The following is an 18,163-nucleotide window of genomic DNA, read 5'->3' as shown; positions in this document are numbered from 1 at the left end:
CGAGAGTAGAACTACTACTGCAGCTCGATGCGCTGGGTGTCGCAAGACAAACAGCTTCAGCCAGGAGGGTGAGCGCGGCGGGCATCAGCAGATGTGTGCGGCGTGCGCGTAATGTGGGGTTCGGGGCGGATAAACCTGGTGTACTGCCTAGTGCCGCTTCGGCTTACTTTGCAGGGAAATTTCCGCAGGATTTCAACCCAGGGTCGTCATCGCGTCATTCTCGACGAGATAACGGACCTGACGGGACCAAAACTGGCAGGAAATACGGGCCTACCCAGCAGGGAAGGGCGTGTTTTCAGTTAAGTTGGAACAGGAAAAATCATGATCCAAATGCAGACCACGCTGGACGTGGCCGATAACACTGGTGCGCGTGCTGTCATGTGCATCAAGGTGCTCGGTGGCTCCAAGCGCCGCTATGCCGGAATCGGCGACATCATCAAGGTGAGCGTCAAAGATGCGGCTCCGCGCGGACGCGTCAAGAAAGGCGAAATTTACAACGCTGTGGTGGTTCGTACCGCCAAGGGCGTGCGCCGTAAAGACGGTTCGCTGATTCGTTTCGGTGGCAATGCCGCCGTGTTGCTCAATGCCAAGCTGGAGCCCATCGGCACCCGCATCTTCGGGCCCGTTACGCGTGAACTGCGTACCGAGCGCTTCATGAAGATCGTGTCGCTGGCCCCGGAAGTGCTGTAAGGAGCCCGCGATGAACAAGATCCGTAAAGGCGACGAAGTCATCGTTTTGACTGGCCGTGACAAGACCCGTCGCGGCACCGTGCTGGCCCGCGTTGACGCCGACCACGTTCTGGTCGAAGGCGTGAACGTCGTGAAGAAGCACGTGAAGGCCAACCCCATGGCCAACAACCCCGGCGGTATCGTCGAAAAGACGCTCCCGATCCATATCTCGAACGTGGCGCTGTTCAACCCCGCGACTGGCAAGGCCGATCGCGTCGGCATCAAGGTTGAGGAAGACGGCAGCAAGGTTCGCGTGTTCCGTTCCAATGGTGCCGTGGTCGGCGCCAAGGCGTAAGGGGCGAAAAACATGTCTCGTTTGCAAGAGTTTTACAAGAGCAAGGTCGCTGCCGACCTGCAAGCCAAGTTTGGCTACAAGAGCGTGATGGAAGTGCCCCGCATCACCAAGATCACCCTGAACATGGGTGTCTCGGAAGCGGTCGCCGACAAGAAGGTCATCGAGCACGCTGTGTCGGACCTGACCAAGATCGCCGGTCAAAAGCCCGTCATCACCAAGACGCGCAAAGCTATCGCGGGTTTCAAGATCCGTGAAAACTACCCGATCGGTTGCATGGTCACGCTGCGTGGTCAACGCATGTACGAATTCCTGGATCGCCTGGTTGCGGTCGCGCTGCCGCGCGTGCGTGACTTCCGTGGTATCTCGGGTCGTGCATTCGACGGCCGTGGCAACTACAACATCGGGGTGAAAGAGCAGATCATTTTCCCCGAAATCGAGTACGACAAGATCGACGCGCTGCGTGGGCTGAACATCAGCATCACCACGTCCGCCAAGACCGACGAAGAAGCCAAGGCGCTGTTGACGGCCTTCAGCTTCCCGTTCCGTAACTAAGGGGCTGATGACGTGGCTAAACTCTCCCTCATCAATCGCGACATCAAGCGCGCCAAGCTGGCTGACAAGTTTGCAGCCAAGCGCGTGGAATTGAAGGCGATTATCGACGACCAGTCGAAGACTGACGAAGAACGTTACCAAGCTCGGCTCAAGCTGCAACAGCTGCCGCGCAATGCCAACCCGACTCGCCAACGCAATCGTTGCGTGGTCACCGGTCGTCCTCGCGGTGTGTTCCGCAAGTTCGGTCTGACCCGTCACAAACTGCGTGAAATGGCCATGAAGGGCGAAGTTCCCGGCATGACCAAGGCCAGCTGGTAGGAGAACGAATATGAGCATGAGCGATCCCATCGCCGATATGCTGACCCGCATTCGCAATGCGCAGCAAGTCGACAAAGTCACGGTGAACATGCCCTCCTCGAAGCTGAAAGTGGCAATTGCCACCGTGCTGAAAGATGAAGGCTATATCGATGGCTTCGAGATCAAGGGCACCCAGGCCAAGCCTGAGCTCGAGATCACCCTGAAGTACTACGCCGGCCGTCCGGTTATCGAGCGCATCGAACGCGTCTCGCGCCCCGGTCTGCGTATCTACAAGGGCCGTACCAGCATTCCTCAGGTCATGAACGGCCTGGGTGTGGCTATCGTTTCGACCTCGCGCGGCGTGATGACCGACCGCAAGGCTCGCGCCAATGGCGTGGGCGGCGAAGTGCTGTGCTACGTGGCCTAAGGAGAAATTCTAATGTCGCGTATCGCTAAATATCCGGTCGAACTGCCCAAGGGTGTTGAAGCCAACATCCAGCAGGATCAGATCACCGTCAAGGGCCCGCTGGGTTCCCTGGACCAGGCGCTGACCGGTGACGTGAACATCGTTCTGGAAGGCAGCAAGCTCACGTTTGCCGCCGCCGACGAGTCCCGTCACGCCAACGCCATGTCGGGCACCGTGCGCGCCCTGGTCGCCAACATGGTGACCGGTGTGAGCAAGGGCTTCGAACGCAAGCTGAACCTCGTAGGCGTGGGCTATCGTGCCCAGGTCCAAGGTGATGCCGTCAAGCTGCAACTCGGTTTCTCCCACGACGTCGTGCACAAGCTGCCCGCCGGCGTGAAGGCCGAGTGCCCCACCCAGACGGAAATCATCATCAAGGGCCCGAACAAGCAAGTCGTCGGTCAGGTGGCCGCTGAAATCCGCGCGTACCGCGAACCCGAACCCTACAAGGGCAAGGGCGTGCGTTACTCGGACGAACGCGTCGTCATCAAAGAAACCAAGAAGAAATAACGGCGCACGCAAGGACGAATCATGGACAAAAAAGTATCCCGTTTGCGTCGTGCGGTTCCGACCCGTCGGAAGATCACGCAGCTCGGCGTTCATCGCCTCTCGGTCTTCCGCTCGAACCTGCACATCTACGCGAACATCATTTCGCCGGAAGGCGATCGTGTGGTCGTCAGCGCCTCGACGCTGGAAGCCGAAGTGCGCACCCAACTGGCTGGCCAGACTGGCGCGGGTGGCAATGCCGCCGCCGCCGCTCTGATCGGCAAGCGTGTCGCCGAAAAGGCCAAGGCCGCCGGTATCGAACTGGTTGCCTTCGATCGCTCGGGCTTTCGTTACCATGGCCGCGTCAAGGCGCTGGCCGATGCCGCGCGTGAAGCCGGCCTGAAGTTCTAAGCGAGGATCTGTCAAATGGCTAAAGTACAAGGCAAGGGCGCCGCGGAAAAAGAGAACGACGACGGCCTGCGCGAAAAGATGATCGCGGTCAACCGCGTCAGCAAGGTTGTGAAGGGTGGTCGCACCATGAGCTTCGCAGCGCTGACCGTGGTTGGCGATGGCGACGGCCGCATCGGCATGGGCAAGGGCAAGGCGCGTGAAGTGCCGGTCTCGGTCCAGAAGGCGATGGAACAGGCCCGTCGTGGCATGTTCAAGGTTGCTCTGAAGAACGGCACGCTGTTCCACACTGTGGTCGGCAAGCACGGCGCCTCGACGGTGCTGATCTCGCCGGCAGCTGAAGGTACCGGCGTGATCGCCGGCGGCCCGATGCGCGCTATTTTCGAAGTGATGGGTGTGCGTAACGTGGTTGCCAAGAGCCTCGGCTCGAGCAACCCCTACAACATGGTTCGCGCCACGTTGAATGGTCTGCGCGCTTCCCTGACTCCGGCGGAAGTTGCTGCCAAGCGCGGCAAGTCCGTCGAAGAAATCCTGGGGTAAATCATGGCTCAGAAGCAGATCAAAGTTACGCTCGTGCGCTCTGTGATCGGTACGAAGCAGTCCCACCGCGACACCGTTCGTGGTCTGGGTCTGCGCGGCCTGAACAGCAGCCGCGTTCTGGTCGACACGCCCGAGGTTCGCGGGATGATCCGTAAAGTGGATTATCTGGTGACCGTCTCGGAAGCCTAAGGAATCACGATGTCGAATATTCAACTCAATTCGCTGAAGCCCGCCGAGGGTGCCAAGCACGCCAAGCGCCGCGTCGGCCGTGGCATCGGTTCGGGTCTGGGTAAGACCGCCGGCCGTGGTCACAAGGGTCAGAAGTCGCGTTCGGGCGGTTTCCACAAGGTTGGCTTCGAAGGCGGTCAGATGCCGCTGCAGCGTCGTCTGCCCAAGCGCGGTTTCACCCCGCTGGGTCAGCACCTCCACGCTGAAGTGCGCCTGTCCGACCTGCAGGCTCTGTCCGTCGAAGAAGTCGACGTGCAGGCCCTGAAGGCTGCTGGCGTGGTTGGCCAAGGCGTTCGTTACGCCAAGGTCATCAAGTCGGGTGAACTCTCGCGCAAAGTGGTGCTTCGCGGCATCACGGCAACGGCCGGCGCTCGCGCCGCGATCGAAGCCGCGGGCGGTTCGCTTGCTTGATAGCGAGGTGACGCGTGGCTAATGCGCAGGCACTGGGCAAATCCGGTTCGCGGTACGGCGATCTCAAACGCCGTCTCGTGTTCCTGATTCTCGCCCTTGTGGTTTACCGTCTCGGTACTCACATCCCCGTTCCGGGCATCAATCCGGACGCGCTGGCGGACTTGTTCCGCCAGAACCAGGGCGGGATCCTGGGCCTGTTCAACATGTTCTCGGGCGGTGCGCTTTCGCGCTTTTCGATCTTTGCCCTGGGGATCATGCCGTACATTTCGGCATCCATCATCATGCAGTTGATGTCGGTGGTGGTGCCGTCGCTGGAAGCGCTCAAGAAAGAGGGCGAAGCCGGCCGGCGCAAGATCACCCAGTACACCCGCTACGGCACTGTGTTGCTGGCGCTGGTGCAAGCTGTGGGCATTTCGGTGGCGCTGGAATCGCAGCCTGGTCTTGTTGTCGATCCGGGCATGTTGTTCCGCTTTACCACGGTGGTGACCCTGGTCACCGGCACCATGTTCGTCATGTGGCTGGGTGAACAGATCACTGAGCGTGGTCTGGGTAACGGGATCTCGATCCTGATCTTCGCCGGTATCGTCGCGGGCTTGCCCACGGCGCTGGCCGGGCTGCTGGATCTGGTGCGTACCAATGCGATGTCGGTGCTGTCGGCACTGTTCATCGTGGCGCTGGTGGTGCTCGTGACGGCGTTCGTCGTGTTCGTAGAACGCGGTCAACGCAAGATCACGGTCAACTACGCAAAGCGTCAGGTGGGCAACAAGGTCTACGGTGGTCAGAGCTCGCATCTGCCGCTCAAGCTGAACATGGCAGGTGTGATTCCGCCGATCTTCGCATCGTCGATCATCCTGTTCCCGGCCACGATCACGAGCTGGTTTTCCACCGGCGAGAGCATGATCTGGCTGCGGGACCTGGCTGCCGCGCTCGAACCTCGTCAACCGCTTTACATCACGCTGTATTCGGTCGCGATCATCTTCTTCTGCTTTTTCTACACGGCTCTGGTGTTCAACAGCCGCGAAACGGCAGACAACCTGAAGAAGAGCGGTGCGTTCGTCCCGGGCATTCGTCCTGGTGAGCAAACCGCGCGTTACATCGACAAGATCCTGATGCGTCTCACGCTGGCTGGTGCCCTGTACATCACGCTGGTGTGTTTGCTCCCGGAATTCTTGGTGATGCGTTGGAACGTACCGTTCTACTTTGGTGGAACGTCCCTGTTGATTATTGTTGTGGTGACGATGGATTTCATGGCGCAAGTACAGGCCTACATGATGTCGCACCAATACGACTCGCTGCTCAAGAAGGCCAACTTCAAGGGTTCGGGTTTGCCCATGCGGTAAGCAAAAATAATGTCCAAGGACGACGTCATCCAGATGCAGGGCGAGGTTCTTGAGAACCTCCCCAACGCGACATTCCGCGTCAAGCTCGAAAACGGCCACGTGGTGTTGGGCCATATTTCCGGCAAGATGCGCATGCATTACATCCGGATTCTGCCTGGCGACAAGGTCACAGTGGAGCTCACGCCCTACGACCTGACACGAGCACGAATTGTCTTCCGCTCCAAGTGAAGCGGACCGGGTTACGGAAAATTAGGAGTCAACCATGAAAGTAATGGCATCGGTTAAGCGGATCTGCCGCAACTGCAAAGTTATCAAACGTCACGGCGTGGTGCGCGTCATCTGCACTGACCCGCGTCACAAGCAGCGTCAAGGCTAACCCCAGGTTAGTGACGCAACGGATTAATTCAAGGAACAGTCATGGCCCGTATTGCTGGCATTAACATTCCGCCGCAACAGCACGCCGAGATCGGCCTGACCGCCATTTTTGGCATCGGTCGTACGCGCGCCCGCAAGATTTGCGAAGCTGCTGGTGTACCCGTTACCAAAAAGGTCAAGGATCTGACCGACGCCGAGTTGGAGCGCATCCGTGAACACGTTGGCGTGTTCACCGTTGAAGGCGACCTGCGTCGTGAAGTACAGCTCTCGATCAAGCGTTTGATCGACCTGGGTACGTATCGCGGTATGCGTCACAAGCGCGGCCTGCCCGTACGTGGCCAGCGCACTCGCACCAACGCTCGCACCCGTAAGGGCCCGCGTCGTGCTGCTGCGTCCCTGAAGAAATAATCGAGGAATAGATTATGGCGAAAGCTTCCACCAGCGGCGCTTCGCGCGTGCGCAAAAAGGTCAAGAAGAACGTCTCGGACGGCATCGCGCACGTTCACGCGTCGTTCAACAACACCATCATCACCATCACCGACCGTCAAGGCAACGCTCTGTCGTGGGCGACCTCGGGTGGTGCTGGCTTCAAGGGCTCGCGCAAGTCGACCCCGTTCGCCGCTCAGGTGGCAGCGGAAACGGCTGGCCGCGTGGCGATGGAATACGGCATCAAGACGCTCGAAGTTCGCATCAAGGGCCCCGGTCCTGGCCGCGAATCGTCGGTCCGCGCGCTCAACGCGCTGGGCATCAAGATCTCGAGCATTGCCGACATCACGCCCGTTCCGCACAACGGCTGCCGTCCGCCGAAGCGTCGTCGTATCTAAAGGGAATCCAAAATGGCTCGTTATACTGGACCCAAGTGCAAGCTCTCGCGCCGCGAGGGTACTGACCTGTTCCTGAAGAGCGCCCGTCGCTCGCTGGATTCCAAGTGCAAGCTGGATTCCAAGCCCGGTCAGCATGGCCGCACTTCGGGTGCCCGCACCTCCGACTACGGTCTGCAGCTGCGTGAAAAGCAAAAACTGAAGCGCATGTACGGCGTGCTGGAAAAGCAGTTCCGCAAGTACTTCGCTGAAGCCGAACGCCGCCGTGGCAACACCGGCGAAACGCTGATCCAGCTGCTGGAATCGCGTCTGGACAACGTCGTCTACCGCATGGGCTTCGGCTCGACGCGCGCCGAAGCTCGCCAGCTGGTGAGCCACCGCGCCATCGAACTGAACGGCCACACGGCTGACATCGCTTCGATGCTGGTCAAGGCCGGTGACATCATCACCGTGCGTGAAGCCGCCAAGAAGCAAGGTCGTATCCGCGAAGCGCTGGATCTGGCTTCGAGCATCGGCATCCCGCAATGGGTCGAAGTCGACACCAGCAAGATGGCCGGTACGTTCAAGTCGGCACCCGATCGCGCTGACGTCGCTCGCGACATCAACGAATCGATGGTCGTCGAACTGTACTCGCGTTGATTGCAGCAGGCCCCGTCTCGCACGGGGCTCGCTTTGCATCACCGCGGTCAGCCGCGCACGTCATACCGCACAGCCCGCCCTCGCCAATTTGGCGTGGCGGGCTTTGCGGTAGTAATGCCCGGTGCTCTCCGGCACCGTATGTTTTGCAGTCCCCCTTCATTCCATCAGCCTTATCGGTGTAACGAGCCGAGGGTATTGAAAAGGAAATCAGTACATGTCCACTCAAGGTTTTCTGAAGCCGCGCTCCATTGAAGTCGAACCGGTTGGTGCCAATCACGCCAAGATCGTGATGGAACCGTTCGAACGCGGTTACGGCCACACGCTGGGCAACGCCCTGCGCCGCATTCTGCTCTCCTCGATGACCGGCTACGCGCCGACCGAAGTGCAGATGACCGGTGTGGTGCACGAATACTCGACCATCCCGGGCGTTCGCGAAGATGTCGTCGACATCCTGCTGAACCTGAAGGGCGTGGTCTTCAAGCTTCACAACCGTGACGAAGTCACGCTCGTGCTGCGCAAGAATGGTGCTGGCCAGGTGCTGGCGAGCGACATCGAGCTGCCGCACGACGTCGAGATCATCAACCCCGATCACCCCATCTGCAATCTGACCGACGCTGGCAAGCTCGAGATGCAGATCAAGGTCGAGAAGGGCCGTGGCTACGTGCCCGGTAACGTGCGCGCGCTGTCGGAAGACCGCACCCACACGATCGGCCGCATCGTGCTGGACGCCTCGTTCTCGCCGGTTCGCCGCGTGAGCTACGCCGTCGAAAGCGCCCGTGTGGAACAGCGTACCGACCTGGACAAGCTGGTGCTGGACATCGAAACCAACGGCGTGATCTCGCCCGAGGAAGCGGTGCGCCAATCGGCTCGCATCCTGATGGATCAGATCTCGGTGTTCGCCGCCCTCGAAGGCGCTGGTGATTCGTACGAAGCCCCGGTCCGCGGCACGCCGCAGATCGACCCGGTGCTGCTGCGCCCGGTCGACGACCTGGAGCTGACGGTGCGTTCGGCCAACTGCCTGAAGGCCGAAAACATCTACTACATCGGCGACCTGATCCAGCGTACCGAGAACGAACTGCTCAAGACCCCGAACCTGGGTCGCAAGTCGCTCAACGAGATCAAGGAAGTGCTGGCCGCACGCGGCCTGACGCTGGGCATGAAGCTCGAAAACTGGCCCCCGCTGGGCCTCGAGCGCCCGTAAGTCATATCCGGCAACCGGCCCGATGGCGGGCGGGTTGCCGATGTTCCGCCGCCGGCTCACGCCGGTGGCGGGGCGAACCGAGCATCAATCGATGCAATTCTTTTTACCGGACCGCGTCCTGGCAACAGGCGATAGAAGAACCGGATAACCAGATGGCGGAAACGCTGTCGCTAGATTCAAAGGAAATACCATGCGTCACGGTAACGGCCTGCGTAAGCTCAATCGCACCAGCAGCCATCGTCTCGCCATGTTCCGCAACATGGCCGTTTCGCTGATCACTCACGAAGCGATCAAGACCACGCTGCCCAAGGCGAAAGAACTGCGCCGCGTCATCGAACCCCTCATCACGCTGGGCAAGGAGCCCACGCTCGCGAACAAGCGCCTGGCTTTTGCCCGTCTGCGCGATCGCGACGCCGTGGTCAAGCTGTTCGCCGAAATCGGCCCGCGCTACGCGGCCCGTAACGGCGGCTACACCCGTGTCCTGAAGATGGGCTTCCGTCAGGGCGACAACGCTCCCATGGCTTTCATGGAGCTGGTCGACCGTCCGGAAGTGGATGCTTCCGAAGCAGACGCCGCCGAATAAATTCGGCGCGACTCGCGGCAAAAGCGGACCCTCGTGGTCCGCTTTTGCTTTTTCAGTCGCCGCTGACCGCGGCGCGTAGCGACTCGGCGGTCGCCGCGAGCGCCTCGGCATCGGCCTGCGGCGGCATGACGAAGGTCAGATCCTGCTCGGCGATGTAGTGCGTGGACGTGAGATCGTGCGGATGCTGCATGGGCACGATATGCGCATGAGCGTGGGCCACGTGGATGCCGGTGAAGGCCAGCCCGACGCGCTCGACCGCATACAGCCGCTTCATCTGGCGCGCCAGGCGCTGTCCCAGATTGACGATGTGGCCGGCCAGATCGGCCGGCATGTCTTCGAAGTAGGGATAATGCTGCTTGGGAATGATCAGCACATGTCCCGGACGCACCGGGTGGATATCGAGAAAGGCCAGCGTCCGGCTGTCTTCGTGCACGATGTGCGCCGGCAGCTCGTGCCGGGCAATACGACAGAACAGGCATGAATCCGGCATTGCGCGTCCTCCTGGGCTCCTGTGCGGCGGGATGGCCGCTCGTTCCCGATAAAATACTCCGAGTTCCCCCGCACCCGCCTTAAATCAGGAGTGTTCATGTTGCGCGATGACGACGTCGTACTGATCATCAGCAATGCGCCCGACATGCTGCTGGCCAAGCGGATCGCGCACGAGCTCGTCGAAGACGGGCTGGCCGCCTGCGTGAACCTTGGCGCGCCCGCGCTGTCCATCTACCGGTGGCAGGGGCAGGTCGAAGGCGCGGAAGAAGTGCCCCTCTCGATCAAGACGACCTACGGCGCCCATCATGCCGTGGTGCAGGCGCTGGCGCGTCTGCACCCCTACGACGTTCCCGAAATCATCGTGGTGCCCGTCATCGGCGGTATCGCCTCCTATCTCGACTGGGTGCGCGAGCAGACCGCCGCCCCGGGCGCCGACTGAGCAGAGTTGTCCATGTCTTCGATGCGCATCCCCGCGGACGCCCGCGCCCTGTCCCGCGATCTCCCGAGCGCCGTCAGATCCGCCTGGGGCCTGTGGTGCCTGCTTGCGCTGATGCTGCTGACGGCGATGCTGGCGCTCGCGCCGCGTGCCCAGGCCGCTACCGAGGCGGATTTTCTGGCGCCCGAAAAGGCGTTCGTGTTCAGCGCCGCGATGCCCGCACCCGATGCGCTCGAGCTGCGCTATCGCGTCGCGCCCGGCTACTACATGTACCGCGAGCGCTTCGCGCTCAAGGCGAACGACCCGCAGGCCATCACGCTCGGCGAGGCCGTTTATCCCGCGGGCGAGGTCAAGTACGACCCCACGTTCGAGAAGGACATGGAGGTGTACCACCAGGACATCGCGATACGCGTGCCGGTGTCGGCCGGCGCCGGCGGACCGGCGCGGATCACCATCACCAGCCAGGGCTGCGCGGACAAGGGCCTGTGCTATCCGCCGATGGACCATGTCGTGGATCTCGCGCCCGTGGCGGGCGGATTCGCCCTGTCCAAGGGGGTGGGACTGGCCTTGGCGGGCGGCGCGTCGAGCGCGTCCAGCGCGCCGGCCACGGCCGGCGGTTCGAACACCAGCGGCGCCACGGGTCTGTCGGCGCTGCTCGGCGCCGGCGACACCGGGCTGGCCGATGCGATCGGCGGCCTGGGCTGGCTCCAGACGGCGGGCGTATTCCTGTTGCTGGGCATTCTGCTTTCGCTGACGCCCTGCGTGCTGCCGATGATTCCCATCCTGTCGTCCATCGTGCTCGGCGCGGGCCACGACGGCGCCGCGCCGTCGCGCGCCCGCGGTCTGGGCCTGGCGGCCGCCTACGTGCTGGGCATGTCGGTGGTCTACACCGCGCTGGGCGTGGCTGCGGGACTGAGCGGCGCGGGTCTGGCGGCCTGGCTGCAGACGCCCTGGATCCTGTCCGTGTTCGCCGTGTTGCTGGTGTTGCTGGCGCTGGCGATGTTCGATGTCTATACGCTGCAGGCGCCGGCCGCGCTGCAGTCGCGCCTGACCGAGCGCGCCAACCGGATTCCGGGCGGGCGGGTGACGGGCGCCGTGCTCATGGGCGCGATCTCCGCGCTCATCGTGGGCCCCTGCGTGGCGGCCCCGCTGGCGGGCGCGCTGCTCTATATCTCGCAGACGGGCGATGTCCTGCTGGGCGGCGCCGCGCTGTTCGCGCTGGCGTGGGGCATGGGCGTGCCCCTGCTCGTGGTCGGCGCGTCGGCCGGGGCGCTGTTGCCCAAGGCGGGCGCCTGGATGGACGGGGTCAAGCGCCTGTTCGGCATGCTGCTGCTGGGCACGGCCTGGTGGATGCTGATTCCGGTGCTGCCGACCTGGGTGCAGATGTTGGGCTGGGCCTTCCTGGCCATGGTTGGCGCGGTGATGCTGCGCGCCTTCGAGGCGCTGCCGCCGGGCGCCACGCGCACCACCGCGCGCATGTTCGGCAAGGGCCTGGGGCTGTTGCTGGCGCTCGCCGCGCTGGCCTGGCTCGTGGGCGCGCTCAGCGGCGGCCGCGACGTGCTGCAGCCGCTGGGCCATCTCGCCGCGCGGGCGGGCTCGGGCGCCACGGTCGCGGCCGACGATACCCACTTTCAGCGGGTGCGCACGGTGGCCGAGCTCGACGCCGTGCTGGCGCGCAGCGATCGTCCGGTCATGCTGGATTTCTACGCCGACTGGTGCGTGTCGTGCCGCGAGATGGAGCGTTTCACGTTCACGGACCCGGCGGTGGCCGCCAAGATGTCGGGCATGCTGCTGTTGCAGGCGGACGTGACCGCCAATAATGCCGACGACCGCGCGCTGCTCAAGCGATTCCGGCTGTTCGGCCCGCCCGGCATCATGTTCTTCGCGCCCGGTGGCCGCGAGCTCGCGGACGCGCGCGTGATCGGCTTCCAGGATGCCCGCCGCTTCGAGGCGAGCCTGGACCGCGCGCTGGCCCTTTGAGGCATCGCGCGGCGGGCCGACGGTTGCGCACGCAACCGTCGTGCGAGGGGCGGGCGGCGCCTGGTGCGCGCGCGCAACATCCGCCCTTTGATTGGCCGCCCGACGCGCACGCCGGCTGACGCGACAGGGGGCTGACGGTAGTATGGAAGCTCTCCCGCCTCTGCCGCCTTCCTGCCGTGTCCAACACCCCCTCAGATTCCACGCCGGTCCGCACGGGCCCGCTGTACGCGCAGCTCATGCTGGTGATGGCGACCTGGGGCGTGAATCTCGTGGCGGTGAAATATCTCACCAGTCAGATGGACATCTACGTGGTGGCGGCGGTCCGGATCGTGATCGCGTTCACGGCCGTGACGGGCTTCATTCTGTGGCGGCACGGGCGTATCCCGCGGCTCACGCGCGCACAGTTCGGCTGGCTGGCGGCCGCCGGGATCCTGGTGGTGTATGCCCACCAGATCGCGCTGGTGGGCGGCCTGCGCATGACCTCCGCGGCCAACGCCACGCTCATCATGGCCACCAGCCCGCTGTGGTCGGTGGTGCTGGCGGCGGTGTTCTACCGCGAACGCCTCACCTACGCCCGCATCGGCGCGGCCGCCCTCGGATTGGGCGGCGTGGCGCTAGTGGTGGCCGGCAGCGGCGGACAGATCGCGCAGGCCGGCGCCGGTGACCTGCTCGCGCTGTTCGCGGTGATCGTGTTCGTGTTCGGCGGGCTGGTGATCCAGCGCGTGTCGCGCGCGCTCGATCCGCTCACCATCCTCTGGTACATGTATCTGGTGGGGGCGATCGCGCTCACCACGCATGCCGTGCTGTCCGACGACACCTATCTCGCCAGCTCGTGGGCGAGCGGCTGGTGGCCCTGGGTGGTCGTGGTGTTTTCGGCCGTGATCGCCTCGGGCGTGTGCAATCTGCTCTGGAACGCCGGCATCGCGCGGCTCGGCATGAGCCGCGCGGCGATGTTCGTGAACTGGCTGCCCATTTTCGGCCTGCTGGCCGCGGCGGTATTTCTGGGTGAACGCATCACCCCGCTGCATCTGGCGGGGCTGGCCTGTGTGCTGTCCGGCACCTGGCTCGGGCTGCGGCCGGCGCAGACGCCGGCCGCCCGATAACCCTCAGCGCGACTGGCGCAGCAGCGTGGCGGCTTCGATCGCGAAGTACGTCAGGATGCCGTCGGCGCCGGCGCGCTTGAACGCCAGCAACGCTTCCATCATCACCTTGTCGTGGTCGAGCCAGCCATTGGCGGCGGCCGCCTTGATCATGGCGTATTCGCCACTCACCTGGTAGGCAAAGGTGGGCACGCGGAACGCGTCTTTCACGCGGCGCAGCACGTCCAGGTACGGCATGCCCGGCTTGACCATCACCATGTCGGCGCCTTCGGCCAGATCGGCCGCGACTTCACGCAGGGCTTCGTCGATGTTGGCCGGGTCCATCTGGTAGGCCATTTTGTTGGACTTGCCCAGATTGGAGGCCGAACCGACCGCGTCGCGGAACGGGCCGTAGAACGCGCTCGCGTACTTGGCCGAGTAGGCCATGATGCGCGTGTGGATGTGATCGTTGGATTCGAGCGCCTGGCGGATCGCGCCGACGCGCCCGTCCATCATGTCGCTGGGCGCGACGATGTCGACGCCGGCCTGGGCCTGCGTGACGGCCTGGCGAATCAGGATCTCGACGGTGGGCTCGTTGAGCACATAGCCGTCGTCGTCGATGACGCCGTCCTGGCCGTGGCTGGTGTACGGATCGAGCGCGACGTCGGTGAGCACGCCGAGCTCCGGAAAGCGCTGCTTGAGCTCGCGCACGACGCGCGGAATCAGGCCGTCGGGATTGGTGGCTTCGATGCCGTCCGGCGTCTTGAGGGCCGGGTCGATCACCGGGAACAGCGCCATCACCGGAATGCCGAGCGACACGCATTGCTCGGCCACCGGCAGCAGCGTGTCGAGCGAGTAGCGCGCCACGCCGGGCAGCGACGCGACGTCCTGGCGCAGGTTTTTGCCTTCGGCCACGAACACCGGATAGATCAGGTCATCGGCGGTGAGCGTGTTCTCGCGCACGAGGCGGCGCGTGAAGTCGTCGCGGCGCAGGCGGCGGGGGCGGGAGTTCGGGAAAGCGGCGGAGACGATCTGCGGGTTCATGGCACTACCTTGGGTGAAATCCAGTTCTCGATATGGGCACCGGCTTCTTCGAGGCCGATGCGTTCGGTCGACGAGAACGGCACCATATGCAGGGCGCCGATGTCGGCCAGTTGTTTGCGCACGTCGAATACGGCGCGCACGCGCTGGCCATAGGGCAGCTTGTCTGCCTTGGTCAGCAATGCCAACACCGGACGGCCGGTGGGGGCGATGAAATCGGCGAGGCGGCGGTCGAGGTCGGTGACGCCGCGGCGGATGTCGATCAGCAGCACGATGCCGACCAGGGACTGGCGATCGCGCAGATAGCCACCCAGGATATCGGCCCATTTTTCTTTCTCGCGATGCGCGACCGAGGCGTAGCCGTAGCCGGGCAGGTCGACGAGAAACCCGAGCTGTTCGCCGGGGGTGAGCGGATCGGGCATGCCGAACATGTTGATCAGGCGCGTGCGGCCGGGCGTCTTGCTGGAGAAGGCCAGGCGGCGCTGGTTGCACAGCACGTTGATGGCCGACGACTTGCCTGCATTGGAGCGGCCGACGAAGCAAACCTCGGGCGCGCCAGGTGCGGGCAACTGGTCGAGCCGGGCTGCCGAAATAACGAAGGAGGCACGATGGAGTAGGGACACGGGTTGGCTTCAGAACGGTTGATGGCGATCCCTATTGTATAATCCGGCGTTTGCAACAGTGGTCCCCGCGCGTGGGGGCGGCTACCTGCGGGCTCGCCGGACTTCAATGGCCGGGCTGCCGGGGCTGGCAAAAGCAGTAGAGTACCGTTCGCGCGGGCAGGCGTCGGGCATGACATGTGGATGCTCACCAGCAACTGCAATGTGCTCGAATCGACATCCGATCGTCGAGGTCTACATGAAGCGTGTGCTGTCCCGGATGATTGCTGCAGGCGGGCTTGTGCTCGGTGCGTCTGTCATGTCTACGAGTTTCGCCGCTGATGGGGCCCCGGCCCCGGCCAAGCCCGATGCGGCCAAAGGCGCCCAGTTATTCCAGCAGGGCGATGCCGCCCGTGGGGTGATTGCCTGTATCACCTGTCACGGACCGGGGGGCAATAGCAGCATCCCGGCCAACCCGAATCTTGCGGGCCAGCCCCACGAGTATCTCGCCAAGCAACTTCACGATTTCCGCACCAAGGAAGGCGCCAAGCTGCCCGCGCGTCTCGGTCCCGGGGGCAACCCGTCGCCGATGAGCGCGCTGGCCCAGCCGCTCACGCCGCAGGATATCCAGAACGTCTCGCTTTACCTTGCAACGCAACAACTCACGCAGCCGGCCACCGCGGGCCACGAGAATCTGGTCGAGCTCGGCCAGAAGATCTGGCGCGGCGGTTTGCCCGAACGCAATGTTCCGGCGTGCGCTTCGTGCCATAGTCCCTCCGGCGCGGGCATTCCGGGCCAGTATCCCCGACTCGCGGGTCAGTTCCCTTCGTATCTGGAAGAGCAGCTCAAGCTGTTCCGCAGCGGCGACCGGAAAACCAACGAGCCGATGCACACCATTGCCGACCGCATGTCCGACACCGACATCAAGGCCGTGGCGGATTACGCAGCCGGTCTGCGCTAGCGTGGGGCGCTCCCGGCGGGGCCGCTCGCGGCCCACGCCTGGATCCGCCCGGAACCCCGCCGGGGTCTGGCTGTCTATGTGAGGGGCGCGCACACGCAGCCCCTCTTTTTTCATGAATCAAACCTCGACACACTCCCTCTCCCGCCTGCGCAGCCTCCCGCGTGATGTCTTCGAGCTCCTGGGTTCGATGCGCTTCGCCGTCAGCCTGCTGATGTTCATCTGTGTGGCCAGCGTGGTCGGTACGGTCCTGCCCCAGGGCCGTCCGGCGAGCAACTACATCGATCAGTTCGGACCTTTCTGGTTCGATGTGTTCGACAAGTTTTCGATCTGGCACGTGTACAACAGCTGGTGGTTCCTGCTGATCATGGGCTTTCTGGTCGTGTCGACCTCCGTCTGCCTGATCCGCAACGCGCCCAAGATGCTCAAGGATGCGCGCTCGTTCCGCGAGCATGTGCGCGCCTCCAGCCTGCGCGCGTTTCCGCACCGGGTCGATACCCGCGCGACGCTCGATCTGCCGGGCACCGAGGGCGCGATACGCACCCTGTTGCGCGGCCAGGGCTATGCGGTGCGCGAGCGCCGTGATGGCGACGGCGTGCTGCTGGCGGCCAAGAAGGGCAGCGCCAATCGCCTGGGCTATATCTGTGCGCACGCCGCGATGGTGGTGATCTGTATCGGCGGGCTGCTCGACAGTGAATTGCCGGTACGCCTGCAGCTGCTGTTCGCCGACAAGAAGCCCATCGTCGACAACATGCTGATCGCCGACGTGCCGCAAAGCGGCCGCCTGCCGATGGGCAATCCGAGCTTCCGCGCCAACGTGCTGGTGCCCGAGGGGTCCGAGCGCAATACGGCGCTCGTCATGATCGGCGACGGCGTGCTGGTGCAGCCCTTGCCCTTCACGCTCAAGCTCAACAAGTTCGACGTCGAGTATTACTCCACCGGCATGCCGAGCCGGTTCGCCAGCCATGTCGAAGTCACCGATCCCGATACCGGCAAGTCGTTCGAGTCCGTGATCGAGGTGAACGAACCGTTGCGCTACAAGGGCGTGACCGTCTATCAGAGCAATATGGGCGACGGCGGCAGCAAGGTCACGCTGACCGGCTATCCGCTGCAGGGTGCGCAGGCCGCGCCGTTCACGGTCAACGGCACCGTCGACGAAACCAACGACATCAACGCGCAGGCCAACGGCCAGACCACGCAGAGCATGAAGCTGCGTGTGACCGATCTGCGTCCGATCAACGTCGAGGACATCACCGACGGCAGGCCGCAGGACGCGGTCAAACAGGACTTCTCCGAGCATCTGGCCGCCGTGACGGGCAGCGCCGCCGGCAAGAAAAACGAACGTCTGCGCAACGTCGGTCCGACGGTCGAGTACCAGCTCGTGGACGACGCGGGCCAGGCCCGCGATTACCGCGTCTACATGCTGCCCATCGAGTTGAACGAGGTGCCGGTGCTGCTGGCCGGCGTGCGCGATAACCCCTCCCAGAACTTCGGTTATCTGCGCATTCCGGTCGACGACGACGGCTCGCCGACCGAGTTCCTGCGCCTGCGCGCCGCGCTGGCCGATCCCACGGTGCGGGCCGAAGCCGTGCGGCGTTTCGTGGAGCGCAATCTGCCCGCCGGGGCGGATCGCCAGTCGCTCGAAGCCGCGGCGCAACGCGGCCTGGACACCTATGCGCGTGGCGGGCTGCGCGCGCTCGCCGATCTGCTGCAGCAGGGCACCGATCCCGCCGACACCGAGCGCGCGGCGGCCGTGGTGCTGCGGCTGCTGGGCAGCACGATGTACGACGTGCGCGCGATCATGCGCGAGCGCAACGGCATGCCGCCGCTGCCCGAGTCGGGTCCGCAGGCCGAGCAGGTGGGACGCTGGCAACAGGTGGCGATGGGGGCCTTGTCCGATTTGACGCTTTATCCCGCCCCGGTACTGTTCACCCTCAGCGACTTCAAGCACATCCAGGCGAGCGGCTTCCAGGTGAGCCGCACGCCCGGCAAGAGCGCGGTGTATCTCGGCAGCCTGCTGCTCATCATCGGCGTGTTCTCGATGTTCTACATCCGTGACCGCCGTATCTGGGTCTGGCTCACGCCCGCGCGCGATGGCCAGGGCACCGACGTGCAGGCGGCCATGACGTCGCAGAAGCGTACACTGGACTTCAATCAGGAATTCGACCGGTTCCGTCAGGCCATGCAGCGCCTGGGCCGGTCTTGAGATCAGC

General features: G+C 63.8%; 26 protein-coding genes. 23 read left to right on the top strand and 3 right to left on the bottom strand.

The genetic code is table 11. From position 1 onward, the window contains the following. Positions 1–321: 321 nt before the first annotated feature. From rplN to rplQ, 18 genes are all read left to right on the top strand, one after another. Complete coding sequence (gene rplN, locus CAL25_RS00690) at positions 322–690, top strand: 50S ribosomal protein L14 (protein ID WP_003806916.1); 369 nt, start codon at positions 322–324, stop codon at positions 688–690. Positions 691–700: 10 nt separating this feature from the next. After that, positions 701–1,024: a 50S ribosomal protein L24 gene (gene rplX, locus CAL25_RS00685; RefSeq protein WP_094798031.1), complete on the top strand. Its 324-nt coding sequence runs from the start codon at positions 701–703 to the stop codon at positions 1,022–1,024. Positions 1,025–1,036: 12 nt separating this feature from the next. Next, positions 1,037–1,576 carry a 50S ribosomal protein L5 gene (rplE, locus tag CAL25_RS00680; protein ID WP_094798030.1) on the top strand — a complete coding sequence of 180 codons (540 nt, stop codon included), beginning with the start codon at positions 1,037–1,039 and terminating at the stop codon, positions 1,574–1,576. A gap of 12 nt (positions 1,577–1,588) precedes the next feature. Next, positions 1,589–1,894, top strand: coding sequence for a 30S ribosomal protein S14 (rpsN, locus tag CAL25_RS00675; RefSeq protein WP_094798029.1), 306 nt, complete (start codon positions 1,589–1,591; stop codon positions 1,892–1,894). A 10-nt stretch (positions 1,895–1,904) separates the two neighbouring features. After that, entirely contained in the window at positions 1,905–2,300 is a 396-nt protein-coding gene (gene rpsH / locus CAL25_RS00670; protein WP_094798028.1) for a 30S ribosomal protein S8, read from the top strand. 12 nt (positions 2,301–2,312) lie between these two features. After that, positions 2,313–2,846, top strand: a complete 534-nt coding sequence (rplF, locus tag CAL25_RS00665; RefSeq protein WP_094798027.1) for a 50S ribosomal protein L6 — start codon at positions 2,313–2,315, stop codon at positions 2,844–2,846. A gap of 21 nt (positions 2,847–2,867) precedes the next feature. Next, positions 2,868–3,233 carry a 50S ribosomal protein L18 gene (gene rplR, locus CAL25_RS00660; protein WP_094798026.1) on the top strand — a complete coding sequence of 122 codons (366 nt, stop codon included), beginning with the start codon at positions 2,868–2,870 and terminating at the stop codon, positions 3,231–3,233. 15 nt (positions 3,234–3,248) lie between these two features. After that, on the top strand, positions 3,249–3,770 hold the full coding sequence (gene rpsE / locus CAL25_RS00655) for a 30S ribosomal protein S5 (RefSeq protein WP_094798025.1): 522 nt from the start codon (positions 3,249–3,251) through the stop codon (positions 3,768–3,770). 3 nt (positions 3,771–3,773) lie between these two features. Further along, entirely contained in the window at positions 3,774–3,959 is a 186-nt protein-coding gene (gene rpmD, locus CAL25_RS00650) for a 50S ribosomal protein L30 (RefSeq protein WP_094798024.1), read from the top strand. Between the two features lie 9 nt (positions 3,960–3,968). Next, the gene (rplO, locus tag CAL25_RS00645; RefSeq protein ID WP_094798023.1) at positions 3,969–4,409 is read left to right on the top strand and encodes a 50S ribosomal protein L15; all 441 of its coding nucleotides are present in this window, start codon (positions 3,969–3,971) and stop codon (positions 4,407–4,409) included. Positions 4,410–4,423: 14 nt separating this feature from the next. Then, positions 4,424–5,749, top strand: coding sequence for a preprotein translocase subunit SecY (secY, locus tag CAL25_RS00640; RefSeq protein WP_094798022.1), 1,326 nt, complete (start codon positions 4,424–4,426; stop codon positions 5,747–5,749). 9 nt (positions 5,750–5,758) lie between these two features. Next, positions 5,759–5,977, top strand: a complete 219-nt coding sequence (gene infA, locus CAL25_RS00635) for a translation initiation factor IF-1 (protein WP_003806927.1) — start codon at positions 5,759–5,761, stop codon at positions 5,975–5,977. A gap of 34 nt (positions 5,978–6,011) precedes the next feature. After that, complete coding sequence (gene rpmJ / locus CAL25_RS00630; protein ID WP_003806928.1) at positions 6,012–6,125, top strand: 50S ribosomal protein L36; 114 nt, start codon at positions 6,012–6,014, stop codon at positions 6,123–6,125. A gap of 41 nt (positions 6,126–6,166) precedes the next feature. Further along, entirely contained in the window at positions 6,167–6,532 is a 366-nt protein-coding gene (gene rpsM / locus CAL25_RS00625) for a 30S ribosomal protein S13 (RefSeq protein ID WP_025514374.1), read from the top strand. A gap of 14 nt (positions 6,533–6,546) precedes the next feature. Beyond that, positions 6,547–6,948, top strand: a complete 402-nt coding sequence (gene rpsK, locus CAL25_RS00620; protein ID WP_003806930.1) for a 30S ribosomal protein S11 — start codon at positions 6,547–6,549, stop codon at positions 6,946–6,948. Positions 6,949–6,960: 12 nt separating this feature from the next. Continuing rightward, the gene (rpsD, locus tag CAL25_RS00615; RefSeq protein WP_094798021.1) at positions 6,961–7,584 is read left to right on the top strand and encodes a 30S ribosomal protein S4; all 624 of its coding nucleotides are present in this window, start codon (positions 6,961–6,963) and stop codon (positions 7,582–7,584) included. Positions 7,585–7,798: 214 nt separating this feature from the next. Continuing rightward, on the top strand, positions 7,799–8,785 hold the full coding sequence (locus tag CAL25_RS00610; protein ID WP_094798020.1) for a DNA-directed RNA polymerase subunit alpha: 987 nt from the start codon (positions 7,799–7,801) through the stop codon (positions 8,783–8,785). A 190-nt stretch (positions 8,786–8,975) separates the two neighbouring features. Beyond that, positions 8,976–9,368, top strand: coding sequence for a 50S ribosomal protein L17 (gene rplQ, locus CAL25_RS00605; protein ID WP_094798019.1), 393 nt, complete (start codon positions 8,976–8,978; stop codon positions 9,366–9,368). A 52-nt stretch (positions 9,369–9,420) separates the two neighbouring features. Here the strand turns inward: rplQ and CAL25_RS00600 are convergent, their stop codons facing one another. Then, on the bottom strand, positions 9,421–9,858 hold the full coding sequence (locus tag CAL25_RS00600; protein ID WP_094798018.1) for an HIT family protein: 438 nt from the start codon (positions 9,856–9,858) through the stop codon (positions 9,421–9,423). A gap of 96 nt (positions 9,859–9,954) precedes the next feature. On the opposite strand from CAL25_RS00600, the gene cutA reads away from it, so the two are divergent. The 3 genes from cutA to CAL25_RS00585 all read left to right on the top strand — a co-directional run bounded on the left by cutA (position 9,955) and on the right by CAL25_RS00585 (position 13,376). Next, on the top strand, positions 9,955–10,296 hold the full coding sequence (gene cutA, locus CAL25_RS00595; RefSeq protein ID WP_094798017.1) for a divalent-cation tolerance protein CutA: 342 nt from the start codon (positions 9,955–9,957) through the stop codon (positions 10,294–10,296). Between the two features lie 21 nt (positions 10,297–10,317). After that, the gene (dsbD, locus tag CAL25_RS00590; protein WP_094798699.1) at positions 10,318–12,273 is read left to right on the top strand and encodes a protein-disulfide reductase DsbD; all 1,956 of its coding nucleotides are present in this window, start codon (positions 10,318–10,320) and stop codon (positions 12,271–12,273) included. 236 nt (positions 12,274–12,509) lie between these two features. Next, positions 12,510–13,376, top strand: a complete 867-nt coding sequence (locus CAL25_RS00585; protein WP_094798016.1) for a DMT family transporter — start codon at positions 12,510–12,512, stop codon at positions 13,374–13,376. A gap of 3 nt (positions 13,377–13,379) precedes the next feature. Here CAL25_RS00585 and hemB read toward each other — a convergent pair whose 3' ends face one another. Next, a complete protein-coding gene (gene hemB, locus CAL25_RS00580) occupies positions 13,380–14,396 on the bottom strand; it encodes a porphobilinogen synthase (RefSeq protein ID WP_094798015.1) in 1,017 nt (338 codons plus the stop codon). Beyond that, positions 14,393–15,016, bottom strand: a complete 624-nt coding sequence (gene yihA, locus CAL25_RS00575; protein WP_094798014.1) for a ribosome biogenesis GTP-binding protein YihA/YsxC — start codon at positions 15,014–15,016, stop codon at positions 14,393–14,395. The genes hemB and yihA overlap by 4 nt, the downstream gene beginning before the upstream one ends. A gap of 235 nt (positions 15,017–15,251) precedes the next feature. Here yihA and CAL25_RS00570 point away from each other — a divergent pair, with 235 nt between their 5' ends. Both CAL25_RS00570 and CAL25_RS00565 read left to right on the top strand, forming a co-directional pair. Beyond that, positions 15,252–15,953: a c-type cytochrome gene (locus tag CAL25_RS00570; RefSeq protein WP_094798698.1), complete on the top strand. Its 702-nt coding sequence runs from the start codon at positions 15,252–15,254 to the stop codon at positions 15,951–15,953. A 112-nt stretch (positions 15,954–16,065) separates the two neighbouring features. Next, positions 16,066–18,156 carry a cytochrome c biogenesis protein ResB gene (locus CAL25_RS00565; protein ID WP_094798013.1) on the top strand — a complete coding sequence of 697 codons (2,091 nt, stop codon included), beginning with the start codon at positions 16,066–16,068 and terminating at the stop codon, positions 18,154–18,156. Positions 18,157–18,163: the final 7 nt, after the last annotated feature.

Source organism: Bordetella genomosp. 5, assembly GCF_002261315.1.
Classification (GTDB): domain Bacteria; phylum Pseudomonadota; class Gammaproteobacteria; order Burkholderiales; family Burkholderiaceae_B; genus Bordetella.
This window is presented reverse-complemented; position numbering and strand designations above follow the sequence as displayed.